At 44.4% G+C, this 18,131-nt stretch carries 17 protein-coding genes and 3 riboswitches; of the genes, 6 read left to right on the plus strand and 11 right to left on the minus strand.

Annotated features, from left to right (window positions below):
• Positions 1-14 precede the first annotated feature (14 nt).
• Entirely contained in the window at positions 15-1,040 is a 1,026-nt protein-coding gene (locus tag GGR02_RS09615) for a YkvI family membrane protein (RefSeq protein ID WP_373286624.1), read from the minus strand.
• Between the two features lie 90 nt (positions 1,041-1,130).
• Complete coding sequence (locus GGR02_RS09620) at positions 1,131-1,841, minus strand: FixH family protein (RefSeq protein ID WP_373286625.1); 711 nt, start codon at positions 1,839-1,841, stop codon at positions 1,131-1,133.
• Between the two features lie 209 nt (positions 1,842-2,050).
• On the opposite strand from GGR02_RS09620, the gene GGR02_RS09625 reads away from it, so the two are divergent.
• Positions 2,051-4,204, plus strand: coding sequence for an ATP-dependent Clp protease ATP-binding subunit (locus tag GGR02_RS09625; RefSeq protein WP_183184513.1), 2,154 nt, complete (start codon positions 2,051-2,053; stop codon positions 4,202-4,204).
• Between the two features lie 12 nt (positions 4,205-4,216).
• Here the strand turns inward: GGR02_RS09625 and GGR02_RS09630 are convergent, their stop codons facing one another.
• The 3 genes from GGR02_RS09630 to GGR02_RS09640 are packed head-to-tail and all read right to left on the minus strand — an operon-like array spanning position 4,217 to position 6,761.
• Complete coding sequence (locus tag GGR02_RS09630; protein ID WP_183184514.1) at positions 4,217-4,876, minus strand: TetR/AcrR family transcriptional regulator; 660 nt, start codon at positions 4,874-4,876, stop codon at positions 4,217-4,219.
• Between the two features lie 20 nt (positions 4,877-4,896).
• Entirely contained in the window at positions 4,897-6,003 is a 1,107-nt protein-coding gene (locus GGR02_RS09635; RefSeq protein ID WP_183184515.1) for an ABC transporter permease, read from the minus strand.
• Positions 6,000-6,761 carry an ABC transporter ATP-binding protein gene (locus GGR02_RS09640; protein ID WP_183184562.1) on the minus strand — a complete coding sequence of 254 codons (762 nt, stop codon included), beginning with the start codon at positions 6,759-6,761 and terminating at the stop codon, positions 6,000-6,002. Before GGR02_RS09640 ends, GGR02_RS09635 begins: the two co-directional genes overlap by 4 nt.
• A gap of 148 nt (positions 6,762-6,909) precedes the next feature.
• Positions 6,910-7,089: riboswitch (Lysine riboswitch) on the plus strand.
• 86 nt (positions 7,090-7,175) lie between these two features.
• On the opposite strand from GGR02_RS09640, the gene GGR02_RS09645 reads away from it, so the two are divergent.
• Positions 7,176-8,600: an amino acid permease gene (locus tag GGR02_RS09645; RefSeq protein WP_229706172.1), complete on the plus strand. Its 1,425-nt coding sequence runs from the start codon at positions 7,176-7,178 to the stop codon at positions 8,598-8,600.
• Between the two features lie 359 nt (positions 8,601-8,959).
• On the opposite strand, the gene GGR02_RS09650 is transcribed toward GGR02_RS09645, so the two are convergent.
• The 6 genes from GGR02_RS09650 to GGR02_RS09675 form a co-directional block, all read right to left on the minus strand.
• Entirely contained in the window at positions 8,960-9,400 is a 441-nt protein-coding gene (locus GGR02_RS09650; RefSeq protein ID WP_183184516.1) for a MarR family winged helix-turn-helix transcriptional regulator, read from the minus strand.
• 83 nt (positions 9,401-9,483) lie between these two features.
• Complete coding sequence (locus GGR02_RS09655) at positions 9,484-10,026, minus strand: 1,2-dihydroxy-3-keto-5-methylthiopentene dioxygenase (protein ID WP_183184517.1); 543 nt, start codon at positions 10,024-10,026, stop codon at positions 9,484-9,486.
• Between the two features lie 11 nt (positions 10,027-10,037).
• A complete protein-coding gene (locus GGR02_RS09660) occupies positions 10,038-10,646 on the minus strand; it encodes a methylthioribulose 1-phosphate dehydratase (protein ID WP_183184518.1) in 609 nt (202 codons plus the stop codon).
• Complete coding sequence (locus GGR02_RS09665) at positions 10,643-11,302, minus strand: 2-hydroxy-3-keto-5-methylthiopentenyl-1-phosphate phosphatase (RefSeq protein ID WP_306415779.1); 660 nt, start codon at positions 11,300-11,302, stop codon at positions 10,643-10,645. The genes GGR02_RS09660 and GGR02_RS09665 overlap by 4 nt, the downstream gene beginning before the upstream one ends.
• Positions 11,299-12,519, minus strand: a complete 1,221-nt coding sequence (mtnW, locus tag GGR02_RS09670) for a 2,3-diketo-5-methylthiopentyl-1-phosphate enolase (RefSeq protein ID WP_183184520.1) — start codon at positions 12,517-12,519, stop codon at positions 11,299-11,301. Before mtnW ends, GGR02_RS09665 begins: the two co-directional genes overlap by 4 nt.
• Before the next feature lie 186 nt (positions 12,520-12,705).
• Positions 12,706-12,813: riboswitch (SAM riboswitch) on the minus strand.
• 88 nt (positions 12,814-12,901) lie between these two features.
• A complete protein-coding gene (locus GGR02_RS09675) occupies positions 12,902-14,071 on the minus strand; it encodes a pyridoxal phosphate-dependent aminotransferase (protein WP_183184521.1) in 1,170 nt (389 codons plus the stop codon).
• 100 nt (positions 14,072-14,171) lie between these two features.
• Here GGR02_RS09675 and GGR02_RS09680 point away from each other — a divergent pair, with 100 nt between their 5' ends.
• The 4 genes from GGR02_RS09680 to GGR02_RS09695 all read left to right on the plus strand — a co-directional run bounded on the left by GGR02_RS09680 (position 14,172) and on the right by GGR02_RS09695 (position 18,105).
• A complete protein-coding gene (locus GGR02_RS09680; RefSeq protein WP_183184522.1) occupies positions 14,172-14,969 on the plus strand; it encodes a carbon-nitrogen family hydrolase in 798 nt (265 codons plus the stop codon).
• 98 nt (positions 14,970-15,067) lie between these two features.
• Positions 15,068-15,167, plus strand: a riboswitch (SAM riboswitch).
• A 73-nt stretch (positions 15,168-15,240) separates the two neighbouring features.
• Complete coding sequence (gene mtnK, locus GGR02_RS09685; protein ID WP_183184523.1) at positions 15,241-16,437, plus strand: S-methyl-5-thioribose kinase; 1,197 nt, start codon at positions 15,241-15,243, stop codon at positions 16,435-16,437.
• A gap of 61 nt (positions 16,438-16,498) precedes the next feature.
• Entirely contained in the window at positions 16,499-17,554 is a 1,056-nt protein-coding gene (mtnA, locus tag GGR02_RS09690) for an S-methyl-5-thioribose-1-phosphate isomerase (protein WP_183184524.1), read from the plus strand.
• Between the two features lie 95 nt (positions 17,555-17,649).
• Positions 17,650-18,105, plus strand: coding sequence for a chemotaxis protein CheX (locus GGR02_RS09695; protein ID WP_229706173.1), 456 nt, complete (start codon positions 17,650-17,652; stop codon positions 18,103-18,105).
• Positions 18,106-18,131 lie beyond the last annotated feature (26 nt).

An 18,131-nucleotide genomic window follows, 5' to 3' on the forward strand; every position in this document is an offset into this window, starting at 1 on the left:
AGGCGACAAATGCCTTAAGGCATTTTGCGCAATGCTAATAAAAAAAGAAAGAGGATGCTTATATAGCCAAACAGTGGATATAAAACCGATAATAACACGCTATACCGAAACGAACCGACAACATATAGTAAAGCAAGGATAACAAGGAAAAATAGCGGAGACGAAACGAAATGGAACTGCCGGCGAAGCCCGAACACGCCACCAACCAAGGAAGTGAAAATTTCCCCATAAATTATAAGTAAATAGAGCCAATATAACGAAACGAAAAACGTATGGATAATTTCTGCCATCGGGATGTCATAGTTCAGCACATACGGAAACGATAGTAGCACAACATGGCTGCTTAATAAAATGAGCGTTAATACCCCCCCGCCAAGCAACGCTCCCCTTTTTACCGTTCGTTCATCTCTCGCTTCCGTTGCCAGCGGAACGAGCACTGGCTGCGCTAATGCTAAATTAAATGCCGCATACGAAAACGGGGAAAATAGCGCTCGCCACGAAGGAGGGGAAACAGTTGCTGCCATGCACCATTTATCAGCAACCACGAGTTTTCCTAATATCCCAATGCTAAACAATAACATAAGCGGCACGACAAACACGTTTACTGCCAATAATCCTTTTCGGTCATAAAGCATCGTAATAAACAATAAACAAATGGTAATTATTAGTCCAAATTGTTTTGCCAAGCCAAGCTGTTCATAAAAGAGTGCCCCTGCCCCTGATAGCATCACCGCTGTCACGCCAAGCACCATCAGCGTCATCACAGCGGTAACGATGATATTCGCAGATTTGCCAAATAAATAATCGTTCAGCTGCTTGTAAGAAGAAGCGCGCAACGCCCTTGCCATCATCATCAGACGCATGCCGCCCCACGTAAACAATCCTCCGCTTATAATCACCCCAATCGTTCCAATCGTTCCGTATTGGGTAAAAAACGCAACAATTTCTTTCCCGGTCGCAAATCCAGCACCGACGACTGTTCCAACGTATACCGCCGCAATTTGCCAAGCACCTACCCACGTTTTGTCCACCTTTTTCACCTCGTCCCACTTGTCTCTCTGCTTATGTATATGAAGAAAGGAACAAAGAAAGACGACAATAAAAAAGAAAAGGATGCCGTTTCGACATCCTTACTGGACAGTCACTTGTTCGACTTGGTGCTCGTGTAAGTCTTTCGTTTCTACATGCACTTTCACAACATACGTTCCTTTTTCTTTAAAAGTGGTAGTTGTTTCGTATTCTCCTTTTCCTTTCTCCGTAGCCTTAATAAACTCGTGTTTTCCCTTCCCTTTCCAAATTTCGAAATGAACGTCTGTACCGACAAGCGGGGTATTGTCATGCGTCACATGCGCGACAAGCTCTGCTTGCTTATTTGCTTCATATGATTGCTTCATAAGCATAATCATAACGTCGTCTGAAGAATGATCGTGTTGGTCGTGTTCCGTCGCAGAAGCTGATGGGTTCCCGACAACGATGTCCGTTTTCGGCATGTTATGCATATTACGCGCTGTCACATGGGCAACAATCGAGTACGTACCTGCTTCTGTGAACGTTTTTGTCACCGCATATTTTCCATTTCCTTTATTCTTCGCTTGCAACATCTCGTGCTTTTCGCTGCCTTGTTTCCAAATTTCAAACTTCACTTCGTCTGCATCGTCTACTTTTTCGTTTCCATATGTAACAAGACAGGAGATTTCCGTTGCTTTATTTACATCAATCGGTGATTTCGTTTCAATTTTAACATTCAAAATCGCTTGTTCTTCTCCATGTTCCGTATGGCTGCATGCTGCAATAAGTATTAGTGCAAAGCTAGCAAGGAAAAAAAACATCTTTCGTTTCACGTTTCTCCAACCCCTTTTTCTGTTTTCCACGTTTACTATATCACATCTTTTTTGCCATCCGTCATTATTCACACTTTCTTCAAAAACATTTCATCGTTCGCACAAATTTTTTCAAAAAGGACTTGAAAGTCAAAAAAGGTCAAAGTATAATAAAGCTAGAAAGGTCAAAGATAGTCAAAGTCAAATTATAAAAAAGGAGGGTATGCCTAATGATGTGCCAAGCATGCCAACAAAACAAAGCAACTGTCTTTGTGAATTTGCAATTTAATCACGAGAAAAAACAATTACACCTTTGCCATGACTGCTACGAACAACAAAAACAGGAATTAACTATTCCAATGAATTTCGGCTTCGGGAAATTCCCGACATTTCCGTTGGATGACTTATTTTCAAGCGAATTTGCCTCACCTTCAGAAACGAACACGCCAGCGTTCAACGCTCAGCCAGCAAAACAAAAGCAACGCGGCGGCGGTTTTTTAGACAAATTCGGCCGCAACTTAACGCAACTTGCGAAAGCAGGGCTTATTGACCCAGTCATCGGACGAGAGAAAGAAATTGAGCGTGTCATCGAAATTTTAAACCGACGGAATAAAAACAATCCGGTGTTAATCGGTGAGCCAGGGGTTGGAAAAACGGCGATTGTCGAAGGGTTAGCATTGAAAATCGCCGAAGGACAAGTTCCAGAAAAACTAATAAACAAAGAAGTATACTTGCTCGATGTCGCTTCCCTTGTTGCTAACACCGGCATTCGTGGACAATTTGAAGAGCGGATGAAGTCGTTAATTGCTGAGTTGCAGCGCCGCAAAAACGTCATTTTATTCATCGACGAAATTCATTTGCTTGTCGGAGCTGGTTCAGCAGAAGGCTCGATGGATGCAGGCAATATTTTAAAACCAGCGCTTGCTCGCGGCGAGTTGCAAGTTGTTGGCGCAACGACATTAAAAGAATATCGGCAAATCGAAAAAGACGCTGCGCTTGAACGCCGCTTCCAACCAGTCATCGTCCATGAACCGACGGTGGAACAAGCAATCACCATTTTAAAAGGCATTCAAGCAAAATATGAACAATTCCATCATGTCAAATATACGGATGAAGCAATTAAAGCATGTGTAATGTTGTCGAACCGTTACATTCAAGACCGGTTCTTGCCAGATAAAGCAATTGACTTGTTAGACGAAGCCGGTTCGAAAGCAAATTTACGCATTGGTCCAACCGATGAAAAACAACTGCACGAACGGCTCGCACAATTGGCAAAAGAAAAAGAACAAGCAGCAAAAGAAGAAAACTATGAACTCGCGGCGAAATTGCGAGCAGAAGAGCTTACATTAGAAAAACAGCTGCAAAATGTGAAAGCGCAAGAAACGCCAATCATTGATGTTGCAGACATTCAGCAATTAATCGAAGAAAAAACAGGCATTCCTGTCGGCAAATTGCAAACGGATGAAAAAGAAAAAATGAAACACCTTGAAGAAAACTTGGCGAAAAAAGTCATCGGTCAGGAAGAAGCGGTAAGAAAAGTAGCGAAAGCAATCCGCCGCAGCCGTGCCGGATTAAAAGCGAAAAACCGTCCAATTGGTTCGTTCTTATTTATCGGACCGACAGGCGTTGGGAAAACCGAGTTGTCGAAAACATTGGCTGAAGAACTATTCGGCTCAAAAGACGCCATGATTCGCCTTGACATGAGCGAATATATGGAAAAACACTCGGTATCGAAATTAATCGGTTCTCCTCCTGGCTACGTCGGTCACGAAGAAGCAGGGCAACTTACAGAAAAAGTGCGCCGTAACCCGTACAGCATCATTTTGCTTGATGAAATCGAGAAAGCTCATCCAGACGTCCAACATATGTTCTTGCAAATTTTAGAAGATGGCCGACTCACAGATAGTCAAGGTCGTACCGTCAGCTTTAAAGATACAGTCATTATCGCCACAAGCAACGCAGGTACGTCTGATAAAAAAATTACGGTCGGCTTTGAAAAAGATGGAGAAACAACGACAACAAACATTCTTGATACGTTGCGCCACTACTTTAAGCCAGAATTTTTAAACCGTTTTGATGCAATCATTGAATTTAAACCGCTCGAAAAAGAGCATATGCTACAAATTGTCGAGCTTATGCTTGCTGAGCTAAAAACGACGCTACAAGAACAACAAATCGAACTAACTGTAACGGAAGCGGCGAAAGAAAAACTAGCTGAGCTTGGTTACCATCCAACGTTCGGGGCTCGTCCGCTCCGCCGCGTCATTCAGGAGCATGTCGAAGACCAAATTGCCGATGTGTTGCTTGAGGACACCGATGCAACGATGATTCAAGTCGATGTCGAAAACGGGCAAGTCATCGTCCAAGCAAAAAAGAACGCCTAATCCACTAGTGGGTTAGGCCTCTTTTTTTCGCAGCCCGTTCATTAAAAACTGAATCGTTCGTTCCATTTCCGCCTCGTCGTCCCAATCATAATCAGGCATAAGGAGAAAGCGTGCCGCAAAAAATCCCGCAATCGTTGTAATCGTCAAGCGAATGACGGATTCCACAGGAAAATCCGCAATTTCCCCTCGTTCTTGAAAATATTCCACAATCTTTTTAAATTTCTCATAGACGTGTTCCGTAAACACCGCTTCTAACTGTTTTTTTATTTCAGCATGAAACGCAATCTCTTGCCAAAGAACGCGAATTGCCGGCAAATATTTTTTCACAAATTTGTAGCGATTTTTCCAAACGGTGCGTACAAAATCTTCGTAATGTTCGTATTGATGTTCAAACACTTCTTTTACAAATTCTTTCACTAAAAATGGCGCTACTGATTGAAACAACGTCGGTGTCACAATCGCCAGTAACAATTCTTTTTTTGTTTTATAATGCCGAAAAATCGTTCCTTCCGCAACACCAGCTCGTTTAGCAATTTCGCTTGTCGATGTCGCTGCATATCCTTTTTCCGCAAACATTTCAATCGCTGCTTCTAAAATTTTCAATTGCTTTTCGCTAAATTTCCCGTCTTCCTCGCTAAATTTCAACAGCTCCTCGAGCCATTCTTCATGCATGAACTAGCATCTCCTTGTTGCTAAAGTTTTCGATGTTTTTTCAAAGCGAATATGTTTAGTGTAACAAAAATAACGGCAAAGCTACATAATGCAAGCAAATCGGTGCGAATATCACTAAGCCCCATTCCTTTATACATAACGTTTTTCAATGCATCGCCCCCGTAATACATCGGCATAATTTTGGCAATTGCTTGCAGCCAGTCAGCCATTTCGTCCACCGGAAGAATGCCAGCGAAGAAAATTTGCGGAATAATGACGACCGGAATAAATTGCATCATTTGAAACTCGGAATGCGCGAACGCCGATAATAAAATTCCGAGCGACAGGGCGACGAGCGCCAACAATAAATTAATGACAATCACGTGCCATAACGAGCCGACAAGGGTGATATCTAACACTTTGACGGCAAAAAAGACGACGATTAACGTCTGAATGACCGCAAATGTCCCGTATCCGAGCAAATAGCCAAAAACAATTTCATGCCGACGAATTGGTGTTGCTAACAAACGTTCAAGCGTACCGATTGTTCGCTCACGCAACAACGCAATGCCCGCGATCAGAAAGACGAAGAAAAAGACGAAATACCCTACTAATATCGGGCTTAACGTATCAAAAAAAGAAGTATCTTTATTGCCGTATACGTACGATGTATGGATAGTCGGCGACTTTGGTTGTTCTATTTTTATCGGAATAGGTAGACGTTGTTGAATCGTTTGCAATGCTTTTTCCATTGTCGCTTTTTGCTGTTTCGCTGCTTCTTTGGCGATTGTCTGTTGAATTTTCACTTGCAACGCTTTCGCTTTCGACGGATCGGCATTTTCAAGCGTTAAGTGAATGTCATTATCGCTCATTTCCATCCATCCGTCTAAATGGTCAGCAACAATTCGTTTTTTGACATCGCCTACTTTCTCGTACTCGACGACGTCAATATCTTTCTTTTTTAGTTCGTTCACGATGGCGGTATCGACATGCACCACGCCTAGTTTCGGATGTGCCTCTGTATTTTCTGTAAACAGAAAATGAAACAACGTTAAAATGAAAAGCGGGGCAACAAACATTAAGCCGAGCGTCCGTTTGTCGCGCACCATTTGCTGAAAAATTCGTTTCACTACCGCTACCGTTCTCATCCGCGCTTCCCTCCCGCTTTCACGAATACGTTTTCTAAATCAACCGCCTCATATTGCTTTTTTAACTCCGCTGGGGAACCGCTCGTAATAATTTTTCCTTCTCTTACCATTGCCAAACGGTCACATTTTTCTGCTTCGTCCATTACGTGTGTCGTTACGACAATCGTTTTTCCTGCTTGTTTAAGGCGTGTCAATTCTCCCCAAATCGATAACCGCAATTCTGGGTCAATGCCGACCGTTGGTTCGTCTAATACGAGAATTTCCGGGTTATGAATAAGTGCGATTGCCAGCGATAACCGCCGCTTCATTCCTCCTGAATACGCCATGACTTTTTTCGATAAATGCGGCGTCAGTTGGACGAGCTCAGCAGCATACATGATTCGTTCTTTCCGTTCCGTCTTTTTCAGTTCGTAAAGCGAGGCAAAAAACTGCAAATTTTCTTCCCCTGTCAGCTCTGGATATAGCGCATCGGATTGCGCCATATAACCGATATGAGAAAGCGCAGACATATTCGGCATCGGTTGATTTAACACCGTCACCTCTCCGGAAAAATCGCTGTCCATCCCGACAAGAATTTTCACTAACGTCGTTTTCCCTGAGCCGGAAGGACCGATTAGCCCGTATATCTCCCCTTTATTTACCGTCAAATCAATAGTTGTTAATACTTCTTTTTTGCCAAACGACTTGCTCACGTTCTTTGCCACAATGGTGCGCACGAGAAAGCCCCCTTCCAAAAATGAGTGATTACTTACCCCCATTTTACATTGCTTTTTTCTGTTTTTCAAGTGAGTACTCACTCACATTTTATTTTTTCTTTCTATTCATTTTTTCACAAAAATGATGATTGACGAACACTGTCGAATCATGTATGATTATCACGTCAATTGAAGATGTTCTCGTCAACTAAGATGAGATAGAGGCTGCGGCGAATAAAAGTAGTTTGAACGAGGGGCAGAGAACCTAATGACGTCAAACGAAAGGATTCGTTGCCGAAGTTTATAGCGTGCTCTGGCGCTATAAGCTGGGACTGTTTCCGAACAGGGACAGGACTGTCACCGCTTTTGGCGGTGGAGAGCTATCGATCTTAAGTTTGATGCGGATGTTTATGCACCCGTTGAAAACTTAAGGGTGTATTTTTTTTGTCTATCATCATAAGAAAGGAGTTTCCTACATTGCAACAAAACAAATTAGGTCTTTGGATGTTAACGGCGCTTGTCGTCGGCAATATGGTTGGTTCTGGAATTTTCATGCTTCCTCGCTCATTAGCGGAAGCAGCTAGCCCGCTTGGGGTGATTCTCGCTTGGTTATTAACAGGGGGCGGGGTACTGATGACTGCGCTCGTGTTCGGGAATTTGGCGATTCGCAAACCTGATTTGAATGGCGGTCCGCAAATTTATGCAAAAGAACTGTTTCCGAAAGGATCAAGTATTTCAATTTTATCCGGGTTTATGTCTTCTTGGGGGTATTGGATTGGCAACTTTGCCGGCAACGTAGCAATTATTACAACGTTCGCAAGCTATTTGTCCACATTTTTCCCTATTTTAACGAGTAAACAATCGTTATTTACCATCGGTTCGACCGATATTAAGCTTGGAAACTTGTTAACGTTTCTCGTTTGCACCGTTTTGTTATGGGGAATGCATTTTATTATTTTACGCGGCATTGAAGGAGCAGGGAAATTAAATTTCATCGCAACAGCTGCGAAAGTACTAGGATTTTTCTTATTTATCGTTATTAGCTTATTTGCCTTTGAGCGGAGCAATATCGGCTCCTTTGTCGCTCCTCGTTATGACGAAGCTGGGCACGCCATTAGCTTATTAGGGCAAGTGAATAATGCAGCAGTCGCAACGTTATGGGCGTTTATCGGGGTGGAGTCAGCAATTGTGTTTGCTTCCCGCGCCCGCAAACAGTCGGATGTCAAGCGGGCAACGATTCTTGGATTGCTCATCGCCCTCGCCATTTATATCGGCATTAGCGTGCTTGTCATGGGGCTATTGCCGCAAAAACAATTGATTCAATCGGAAAAACCGCTCGTCGATGCGATTCAAACAATTTTAGGCGCAAGCGGCGGATATATTCTTGCAGGACTTGGACTAATAAGCTTACTTGGCTCCACGCTTGGCTGGGTATTGTTAAGCGCTGAAGTGCCGTATCAAGCAGCGAAACAAGGATTGTTTATGCGGTCGTTTTTAAAAGAAAATAAAAAAGGAATGCCGAGTTTTTCCTTGATTTTATCCAACAGTTTAGCACAAATTTTCATTTTCTCTACTATTTCTCATTCGATGTCGGCAGCGTTTGATTTCGTCATTTACATCGCAACGCTTGCGTATCTTGTTCCGTACTTTATCGCTTCCGTGTTCCAGCTAAAGCTAACGATAACAGGCGAAACGTATGAACAAACAGGAAAAAGCCGCATCGCTGACGGAATCATCGCGTTATTAGCAACGATTTATTCCGTTTGGGTCATTATTACCGGCACCGCAGATATGAAAACGTTCATGCTTGGTGTCGCTTTATTAGCAAGTGGCATTTTCTTCTATCCGCAAGTAAAAAAAGCAGCACAAAAAGCAGAAAAAGACGAAAAACTATCTGCGTAAACTATATAGGTGCACGTTGAAGCTTTAACATTTTTATCATTTACGTCGTTATTTTTCGACTGTCGGGCGACCGAACAACCAGCCGCTCCCCAGACAAATGAATTTGTCTGGGAGCGGTGTTGTTCGGTTCTCCGTCACGCTTTGGCGTGACGAAAGCAAGCCAAAGGCTTGCCTCGACAGTCGAAAAATGAAATTAAACTTCTCAGTTGCATGTATATAGGCGTGTTGATTAACCGTTAAAAACCAGTTAATATCGCTCGATTCCTAGCTTTTCTGTCGTACGATTCTGTATTTTTTAGTAAAATAGTGGATAATCAACATTCGTGTGCGTAAACAATAAAGCGGCTTCATCAGCCGCTTTATTGTTTTGCTCCGTATCCTAGTTTTTTCAACAGCGCAATTGCCTGTTCTTTTTCTTCTGCCGTTAAGCCGGCAAGTGTTTCGTGAATCGTCTGCTCATGTTTCGGAAACACTTCTTCAATAAAGGTGGTGCCTTTGTCGGTAATTGACGCATATGTCACACGGCGGTCTTTTTCGCACGCCTTGCGGACGATGAGTCCTTTTTTCTCCAACTTGTCGATAACGTACGTAATGCTGCCACTAGCAAGTAAAATTTTCTCCCCGATTTGCTGAAGCGGCTGATCCCCTTTATGGTACAACAATTCCAGCACGGCAAACTCCGTCGGGTTTACGCCAAATGAGTGAATGGATTTATTCACTTGATCGTTTACTGCGCGATATGCTCTCGAAAATACAATAAACAATTTTAATGATTGCGCAATCTCTTCTTTTCCCGCCACTTGTCATCCAATCCTTTACCCGTCGAATTCGAAGCCATTGTAGCGAAAAATGCTATCTTTGTCAACGAGGGATTGGAAGAAAGCTACTTTCCTACTTCTTCTTTTTCTTCATATGGATGGGCAACCCAGCCGGAAGGATCAATAAATAAACGAACGGCAACAACTTGGCGATCGTCCATTAACGTAAAGAAATGCGGATTTCCTTCTGGAACGGAAATGACGTCACCAGCCTCGAGTTCCACGTTAAAATAACCTGTTTGTTCATCGCCTTTAATGATAAAAATACCATGACCGGCGACGATGGCACGAACCTCATCTTCTGTGTGCGTATGCACTTGTTCAAACTTTTTCAATAGCTCTTCTAAATTTGGTGTTTGTTCGCAAAGCGCGACAACGTCCCACGCTTGATACCCTCTTCGTTTCGCTAAATCTTCAATTTCTGTTTGAAACGTTGTTAAAATTTCCGTTTTTTCTTCGTCTGTTAATACAAATTTATTTTGCAGATGCGCTGGAAGTTTATTTGCATCCCAATGTTCATACAGCACCCCTTGCTTATTTAAAAACGCCGCGACGTTTTCGTTCCCTTCAATGATTTCCCCGGTGTTTCGCACTTTAATGACTGCCATACATATCCCCCTTATCGTTTGAAAAGTAATAATTTTACATGATAGCTACATAAAAACTCACATGCTTCTAAAAACTTTTTCGCTTCAAACGCATCTTTTCCCCATACGGTAATGCCGTGGTTGCGAATTAATACAGCTCCGGCATCATCATTTACATGTTCGGCGAACATTCGTGCTAGCGTCGGAATATGCGCAACATTCGGGATAATTGGAATGCGAAATACTGCATCTTCTTCCCATAGTCCGAACGCTTTAATAATTTCCTGATTCGTAAAGACGACTTCCCCTTTGTCACCATACCATTCAGAAATAACGTTATTGTCAACCGTATGCACATGCAGGACGCAACCGGCATTCGTTTTGTTGTAAATTTCAACGTGCAATAGCGTCTCGGCTGACGGTTTCAAATGCGTCGCTTCTGCTGGTTTTCCGTCCGCACCGACAAGCAAAAAATCTTCCGCCGTTTCTTTTCGTTTATCTTTTCCGCTTGCGGTCACAAGAAACGTCAACGGCTCATCGCTTACTTTGATCGATAAATTGCCGCTTGTCGCCATAAACCAGTCGCGCTCTGCCAGTTCTCGTTTTACTTCGGCAAGCTCGTTCCATTTTTGTTGCCTCACACGATCACCTCGATTTCTTTTAACACTTGAATCACGTCGTAAAACGTCGTAAACGGTGTATGCGATAAATGAAGCGCACGGCATTTTTCAAGCAAAAAGTCGCGCGCGATCACGTGATCGGCTAGTTTTGCCGCCGCTAAATCGGTAATCGAATCGCCGATGACGATCGTTTTTGCCCCTTTTGGCGCAAGTTTACGAAGAAGCGACGGCTTGCAGCATCCACAGCCGTTTTCGCAATGTTCATCGCACGCGTACGGCCACGTAATACGAATCGTTTCCCCGCTAAAATCGGCGCTGTTACAAAAAATGCGTTCTTTTTCAATGAACCCGTCTAACAATGGATAAACGAAAAAGTCGATGCCGCCGCTGACGATATAAAGGGGAATTTGTTGTTCGTTCGTAAACGCAACAAACTCGGAAAATCCGTCGCGAATACTTGCTGTGTCAAGCAAAAATTGCACGATGTCTTCTTTTAGCGTCGTCGGTAAAAGCGAAAACATGCGCCCGACTCCTTGTTGTACGGAACATCTTTGCGCGAGTACATCATCTTTGATCGCTTCCCACTCCGGCGGAGCAAATTGTTTCATAATCGCAATAATGTTATCGTTTAACGTAATCGTTCCGTCAAAGTCGCAAAAAATGACCGGCTTCATCATGCGCTCCCCCATAAGTCAAGCGCTTGTTGTAACGCTTCGTTTTCTTTTGCCGCGTCATGAAGCGAACGACCTGCGAGCACCGCTTCTACCGCGGCACGAAACGCTTGCCCGCCACCAACCGCCCCTCGCGGATGCCCATGCACCCCGCCACCTGCGTTAATGACGGAATCGATGCCAAAATCGCGCATAAGAAGCGGCACAAGCCCTGGATGAATGCCGGCAGATGGCACAGGGAACGTGCGTAAAAACGGCTCTTCTTTCGTTAATTCATGAGCGATCGCAAGCGTCTGTTCTTTTTCAAGCGCGACACTTCCGTACGGTGATGGGAAAAGCGAAAAGTCCGCCCCTGCCATGCGCAATAGTTTTCCGAGAAGCAGCGCATAGCTTACGCCATACACGTGCGATGAAGCGATTGCCCCGCTAAACGACGGATGCGCCATGATCGGCAAATGAATGTCATCATCTTCACGAAGCGCTTGCAACACATCAAGCCCATATGTAAAGACGTTAAACAATAACACGTCCGCACCCAACTCTGCTGCTCGCTTCGCTTTCTCTTTTAGTTCAAACGTTTTGCCTGTTAAGTTCACCGCATATAACGTGCGATGCCCTGTTTGTTCGTACACGTCGTTGAGCGCTTGTTTTCCTGCAACAATGCGTTTCTCAAACGGCGTGAGGTCGTTTTCAAACAAAATTTCATCGTCTTTCACTAAATCAACTCCGCCGAGCGCTTGCAGTTTTAATTGCTCGGTCACATATGACAAATTGCGCCCAATGACCGCTTTAAAAATGCTCATCACAAGCGGACGGTCAAAGACGCCAAGTTTTTCGCGAATGCCGTCAATGCCAAAGCGTGGACCAGGAAATGCTCGTTTTAATTCATCAGAAAATGTTAAATCTAACAGTTTAATCGTTCCATCTAACGACAATTTCCCAAACGTCGTTGTAAGAATGGCTGGAAAATCGGTGCTAAAGTTCAGGCTCGGATATGAAATGCGCACAAGCGCGCGTTTGAGCCGCTTCCCAAAATATGCATTGACGCGTTCATCTTCCTCAAGCTCTTCTATCGACTCGACGATGCCTTTATGTTTTTTCAGCTGTTCTTGTTCAAGCTGCGGCAAATCGGTCCATGATCCTACGGTAAGCCCAAGCGCAATCCCTTCTGCTTTTTTCGCCAAATCTTTGTCATCATGAATTAAATATGTTGCAGTAATCATCTTCCCACTCCTTTATAAGAAAAGCGCCCGCCTATCGGCGAAGATCGCACAAGCCCCACCGAGGAGGGAACGCCTCAGGCCGATGGCGCTTGGAGCTAGACAGCGCTCCACCTAATCGTGAAATTTTATACTTTCTTACCTTTCAAGTAAAAAGCCTCTTCATAAGAAGAGGCTTTTGGTCGTCTCTTCTTATCTCTCAGCGTATTGCTGCGAGAATTAGCACCGTGCTTAACGTCTGTTAAGTCGGTTGCCGGGCTTCATCGGGCTCGTCCCTCCACCTACTCTTGATAAGAATGCGCATATTTATTTTATTTTCCGAAAATTTTTGTTTGCAAATTTAATTTGAATTATGCCAGTACTTTCTGCATTTGTCAACGATTTTTTAAAAAAGCTGAAGTCGCCCAATGCGTTCTGCTGCTTCTTTCAGCCGTTCTTCGCTTGTGAGCAGCCCTGTGCGCACATATCCTTCGCCATGCTCGCCAAACCCGATGCCTGGGGCGACAGCGACGTGCGCTTTTTCAAGTAAAAGGTCAGCAAACGTCTCAGACGTATAGCCGTTTGGTACTGGAAGCCATGCGAAAAACGAGCCAGCTGGCGCTATGACGTTCCAGCCAATCTCACGCAGCGCTTGGATAAACGTATTGCGTCGCGATTCATACATCGCAACAAGTTCATGGACGCATTGTTGCGATTCTAAAAGTGCCACCGCTGCCGCTTCTTGAATCGCACCGAACAAGCTGACGTATAAGTGGTCTTGCAACAAATTAATCGCCGCAATGACGTTTTCATTGCCGACCGCAAAGCCAATGCGCCAGCCTGCCATATTATACGTTTTCGAAAACGTATAAATTTCAATGCCGACCTCTTTCGCTCCTTTCGTCTGCAAAAAGCTGAGCGGTTTTTTTCCGTCAAAGCCGATTGCACCATATGCAAAATCGTGGACGACGCAAATGTTATGCTTTTCGGCAAACGAAACCGTATGTGCAAAAAATTGTTTGGTCGCCGTCGCCCCCGTCGGATTGTTTGGATAGTTTAAAAACATTAATTTTGCTTTCCGAACCACTTCTTCTTTCAGCCCATCGTAGTCCGGTAAAAAGCCGTTTTCTGCGAAAAGCGGCATCATTGCCATTTCCGCCCTAGCAAGCGCTACCCCCGACCAATAGTCAGGATAGCCAGGATCCGGCACGAGCACAACGTCGCCGGGATTTAATAAACATTGCGGAATTTCGACAAGACCTGCTTTGCCGCCGAATAAAATGGCGACTTCTTTTTCTGGGTCAATCGTTACCCCATATTCCCGCTTGTAAAAGGTCGCCACCGCTTCTTTCAAAAACGAATAGCCGCGAAATGGCGAATATTTATGGTATTTTGGATTGGCAGCTGCCTTTTGGAGCGCTGCAACAATATGCGGTGGGGTCGGCTGATCTGGGTTTCCTTGCCCTAAATTAATGACATCGTGCCCTTCTGCTATCACTTTGCTCACTTTATTGACGAGCGACGCAAAAAACTGGGTTGGAAGACGATTTAGTACATCCGATTGGGTAAATTTCAATGGCTCCACCTACTCAAAAAATTCTTGAAATTCTAGTCAAACATCATATATCGTAAAGAATAAATTGTAAAGTACATTTTTGCGAAAGGGGCGAAAGATTGTGAAAATAGCATGCTTGCAGCTCGATATTGCCTTTGGCAATCCAGCAGAAAATAAACGGCGCGTGCAGCGTGAATTGGAACAAATATGCGACCAACAACTAGATGTTATCGTTCTTCCAGAACTATGGACGACAGGATATGATTTACCGAACTTGCAAACGATTGCGGACGAAGACGGGAAAGACACGAAATCATTCATTTCGGAATTAGCACAGCTATACAACGTCAATATTGTGGCTGGTTCTGTCGCGAAAAAAACGAAAACAAGTATTACGAATACAATGTACGTTGCGAATCGAACCGGAGATATCGTCGGGGAGTATAGCAAACTCCATCTTTTTCGCCTCATGGACGAACATTTGTATTTGCAATCCGGGGACGAAACAGGGTTTTTTACGCTAGATGGCACGTTATGCGCGGGCGTTATTTGCTATGACATTCGCTTTCCGGAATGGATTCGCGCTCATACCGTTCAAGGGGCAAACGTGCTCTTTGTTGTGGCGGAATGGCCGCTTCCTCGCCTTTCTCATTGGCGAACGCTTTTACAAGCGCGGGCGATTGAAAACCAATGCTATGTCGTCGCGTGTAATCGAGCAGGAACGGATCCAAACAACGTCTTTGCTGGACATTCTCTCATCATTGACCCGTGGGGAAACATCGTTAACGAAGCGGGGGAAACACCGTGCTCGTTAATTGGTGAAATCGATTTAGCAAAAGTGAGCGAAGTGCGTAGCCAAATCCCCATTTTCCAAGATCGCCGGCTTGCCGCTTACACAAAAGCAGAAAAAATTTTTTAAAAAACGTATTGACAAAACAAACCAATGCCATGTATGATTCGAATCAAGTGAGTGTACTAAACTTTCACATTGTTTCTAACATTCAAATAACGATAACACTCTTATCAAGAGCAGGCGGAGGGACGAGCCCAATGAAGCCCGGCAACCGGCGGCAACGCACGGTGCTAATTCTTGCAGCGATACGCTGAGAGATAAGAGGTGCGAAGCGAACTTCAAACCTCTTTCGAAAGCGAAAGAGGTTTTTTATTTTAGATTTTAGGGAGGAATAGCGATGTCTAAATCTATTTATGAACCGCTAACAGAGAGCGGTGCGGTTGCGTTAGCGGTCCGGCTCGGGCTTTTTCCAGAAGGAACTCCACTAACGTGCCGAGAAATTGGCGATGGAAACTTAAACCTTGTGTTTCATGTCGTCGACCAACGAACTGGAAGCGGAGTGATTATTAAACAAGCGCTGCCATATGCAAAAGTAGTCGGCGAAAGCTGGCCGCTGACGTTAAAACGCGCCGTTATTGAAAGCAACGCTTTACGCACGTTTGCTAGCTATGTGCCGCAATATGTGCCAACCGTTTATTATTCGGATGAATCGTTAGCGATTACTGTCATGGAAGATTTGTCGCATTTACAAATTGCTCGTAAAGGACTCATCGAAGGGAAAACATTCCCGCTTCTTTCTGAACATATCGGCGAATTTATCGCGAAAACATTGTTTTATACGTCGGATTTTGGAATGAACCAACAACAGAAAAAACAGCTGGCGCAACAATTCATCAACCCAGAGCTATGCAAAATTACGGAAGATCTCGTATTTACCGATCCGTTTTTTGATCACGAAACGAACAATTTTGAACCAGAACTTCGTCATGACGTAGAGGCACTTTGGAAAGATGAAGCACTTCACCTCGAAACAGCAAAATTGAAACGAAAATTTTTAACGGAGGCAGATGCGCTCATTCACGGTGACCTTCATACTGGAAGCATTTTTGCAAGCGACACAGAAACGAAAGTGATTGACCCGGAATTTGCGTTTTATGGCCCGTTTGGGTTTGACATCGGGCAGTTTTTCGCCAATTTATTGTTAAATGCGTTGTCCCGTAAAGAACATGAACAAGCACCGATATTGCATCATATCGAAAAAACGTGGGATGTTTTTTCGACCGTCTTCGCTAACCTTTGGAACGAGCATAATGTCGAGCCGTATGCGAAAACAAACGGCTGGCTGCAAGACCTATTGCACGACATTTTCGTCGATGCGGTTGGATTTGCTGGCTGTGAAGTCATTCGCCGAACGATTGGCTTAGCCCATGTCGCTGACCTTGATGGAATTTCTGACAAACAAACGCGCCTTGAGGCAAAGCGGCGTGCCCTTCAGCTTGGTAGAACGCTTATTTTACAGCGCGATTCGCTTCGGAACACGAAAGATATTTTTACTACGTTCGCTCAAACATCGGCCGAAGGGTACTTAGCATAAGAAAATTGTACGAAAGGCGGAAATCTCTAGCCGATACTTGTGAAACGAAAGGAAGAACGATATGGCTGAATTACTTTCCATTCCCCGCTCGGTTGAATGGAACGAAACACACATTACCATTTTAAATCAACAAAAGTTGCCTTTTCAGACTGAATATTTAGAATTAAAAGAACTAGAAGATGTTTGGGATGCGATTGCCACATTAAAAGTGCGTGGGGCGCCTGCAATCGGAATGACGGCTGCTTACGGACTTGCGCTCGCTGCCCAACAGTACGACGGTTCGCTCGCGGAATTTCAAAAGCAGCTCCAAAATGCCCGTAATTATTTAGCAAGCGCCCGCCCTACCGCGGTCAACTTAGTTTGGGCGCTCGATCGCCTTGTCAAAAGCGCGGCGAAAGCTACGTCAGTAAATGAGGCGAAAACTGCGCTCATTCACGAAGCGATTCGCATTCAAGTCGAAGACGAAGATACGTGCCGATCGATTGGCGAATATGCACTGTCGTTATTTCAAGCAGGCGACCGAGTATTGACGATTTGCAATGCCGGCTCGATCGCCACCGCTCGCTACGGAACAGCGCTTGCGCCATTTTATCTCGCGAAAGAAAAAGGAATCCGTCTTCACGTCTATGCATCAGAAACGCGACCGGTGCTACAAGGAGCAAGGCTAACGACGTGGGAGCTAATGCAAGCAGGCATTGATGTCACACTTATTACCGATAACATGGCGGCGCAAACGATAAAAACAAAACGAATAAACGCTGTCATTGTTGGAGCTGATCGAATCGCAGCAAACGGGGACACGGCGAATAAAATTGGAACGTTCGGGCTTGCGCTGCTCGCTAAATCTTTCGGCATTCCGTTTTACGTCGCTGCCCCGCTGTCAACCATTGATTTGGCAACGAAAACAGGGGATGATATTCCGATTGAGGAGCGAAATCCAGAAGAAGTGACCCATCTCTCCGGAACACGAATCGCTCCTGAAGGCGTCAACGTCTACAATCCGGCGTTTGACGTCACGCCAAACGAGCTCATTACTGCCATTATTACCGAAAAAGGAATCATCCGCGGCAATTATAAAACGGCATTACCAACACTTTTTGCATCGGCTACGAAATAGGAATGTTTCCCCATCGGCTTACAAACCTATTTATGATATGATAGGATAAAAGCATAAAACGATGCGTGTATTCGTATGAACGGGGGAACAATTGGATGAAGATGATGACTACAGTGCTCACACAACTATTAAACAGCACGATCCACTCCATTAAAATGGTCATTCCAGCAGGCATTCAGATTGGAAAACCAGCGCTTTATACAGCGAACTCACTCCAGTCTTCGTTGTCGGTTTTAATCGGAATGACTGGACAAGTTCATGGGCAATTGGTCATTGGGGGCACTGCGTCTTTATTTTCGCAAATTAGCCAAATGATGTACGGGATGATGCTAGAAGGTGAAATGCTTGAGTCGTTTACGTGTGAGCTTGGGAATATGATTGCTGGACAACTAGTAACACACGCCTCAAGCCAGCAATTAACGATGGACATTACTCCCCCGACATTGCTCGTTGGTGAAACAAGTGTCAAAGGGTTTCAAAAAGCGATTCTCGTTCCGGTGAGCGTAGAGGAAAAGGGGACGTTAAACGTCATCGTTACCGTGCATGAATAGAAGAAAAAAAACTAGAAGCAGCCGGC

Origin of the sequence: Anoxybacteroides voinovskiense (genome assembly GCF_014196205.1) — a bacterium.
Classification (GTDB): Bacteria; Bacillota; Bacilli; order Bacillales; family Anoxybacillaceae; genus Anoxybacteroides; species Anoxybacteroides voinovskiense.

Coding starts and splice junctions, on each gene's coding strand:
- GGR02_RS09625 (WP_183184513.1), top strand. CDS start 2,051: ATGATGTGCCAAGCATGCCAACAAAACAAAGCAACTGTCTTTGTGAAT.
- GGR02_RS09630 (WP_183184514.1), bottom strand. CDS start 4,876: ATGCATGAAGAATGGCTCGAGGAGCTGTTGAAATTTAGCGAGGAAGAC.
- GGR02_RS09635 (WP_183184515.1), bottom strand. CDS start 6,003: ATGAGAACGGTAGCGGTAGTGAAACGAATTTTTCAGCAAATGGTGCGC.
- GGR02_RS09640 (WP_183184562.1), bottom strand. CDS start 6,761: ATGGGGGTAAGTAATCACTCATTTTTGGAAGGGGGCTTTCTCGTGCGC.
- GGR02_RS09655 (WP_183184517.1), bottom strand. CDS start 10,026: ATGGCAGTCATTAAAGTGCGAAACACCGGGGAAATCATTGAAGGGAAC.
- GGR02_RS09665 (WP_306415779.1), bottom strand. CDS start 11,302: ATGATGAAGCCGGTCATTTTTTGCGACTTTGACGGAACGATTACGTTA.
- mtnW (WP_183184520.1), bottom strand. CDS start 12,519: ATGATTACTGCAACATATTTAATTCATGATGACAAAGATTTGGCGAAA.
- mtnK (WP_183184523.1), top strand. CDS start 15,241: ATGTCTAAATCTATTTATGAACCGCTAACAGAGAGCGGTGCGGTTGCG.
- mtnA (WP_183184524.1), top strand. CDS start 16,499: ATGGCTGAATTACTTTCCATTCCCCGCTCGGTTGAATGGAACGAAACA.
- GGR02_RS09695 (WP_229706173.1), top strand. CDS start 17,650: ATGAAGATGATGACTACAGTGCTCACACAACTATTAAACAGCACGATC.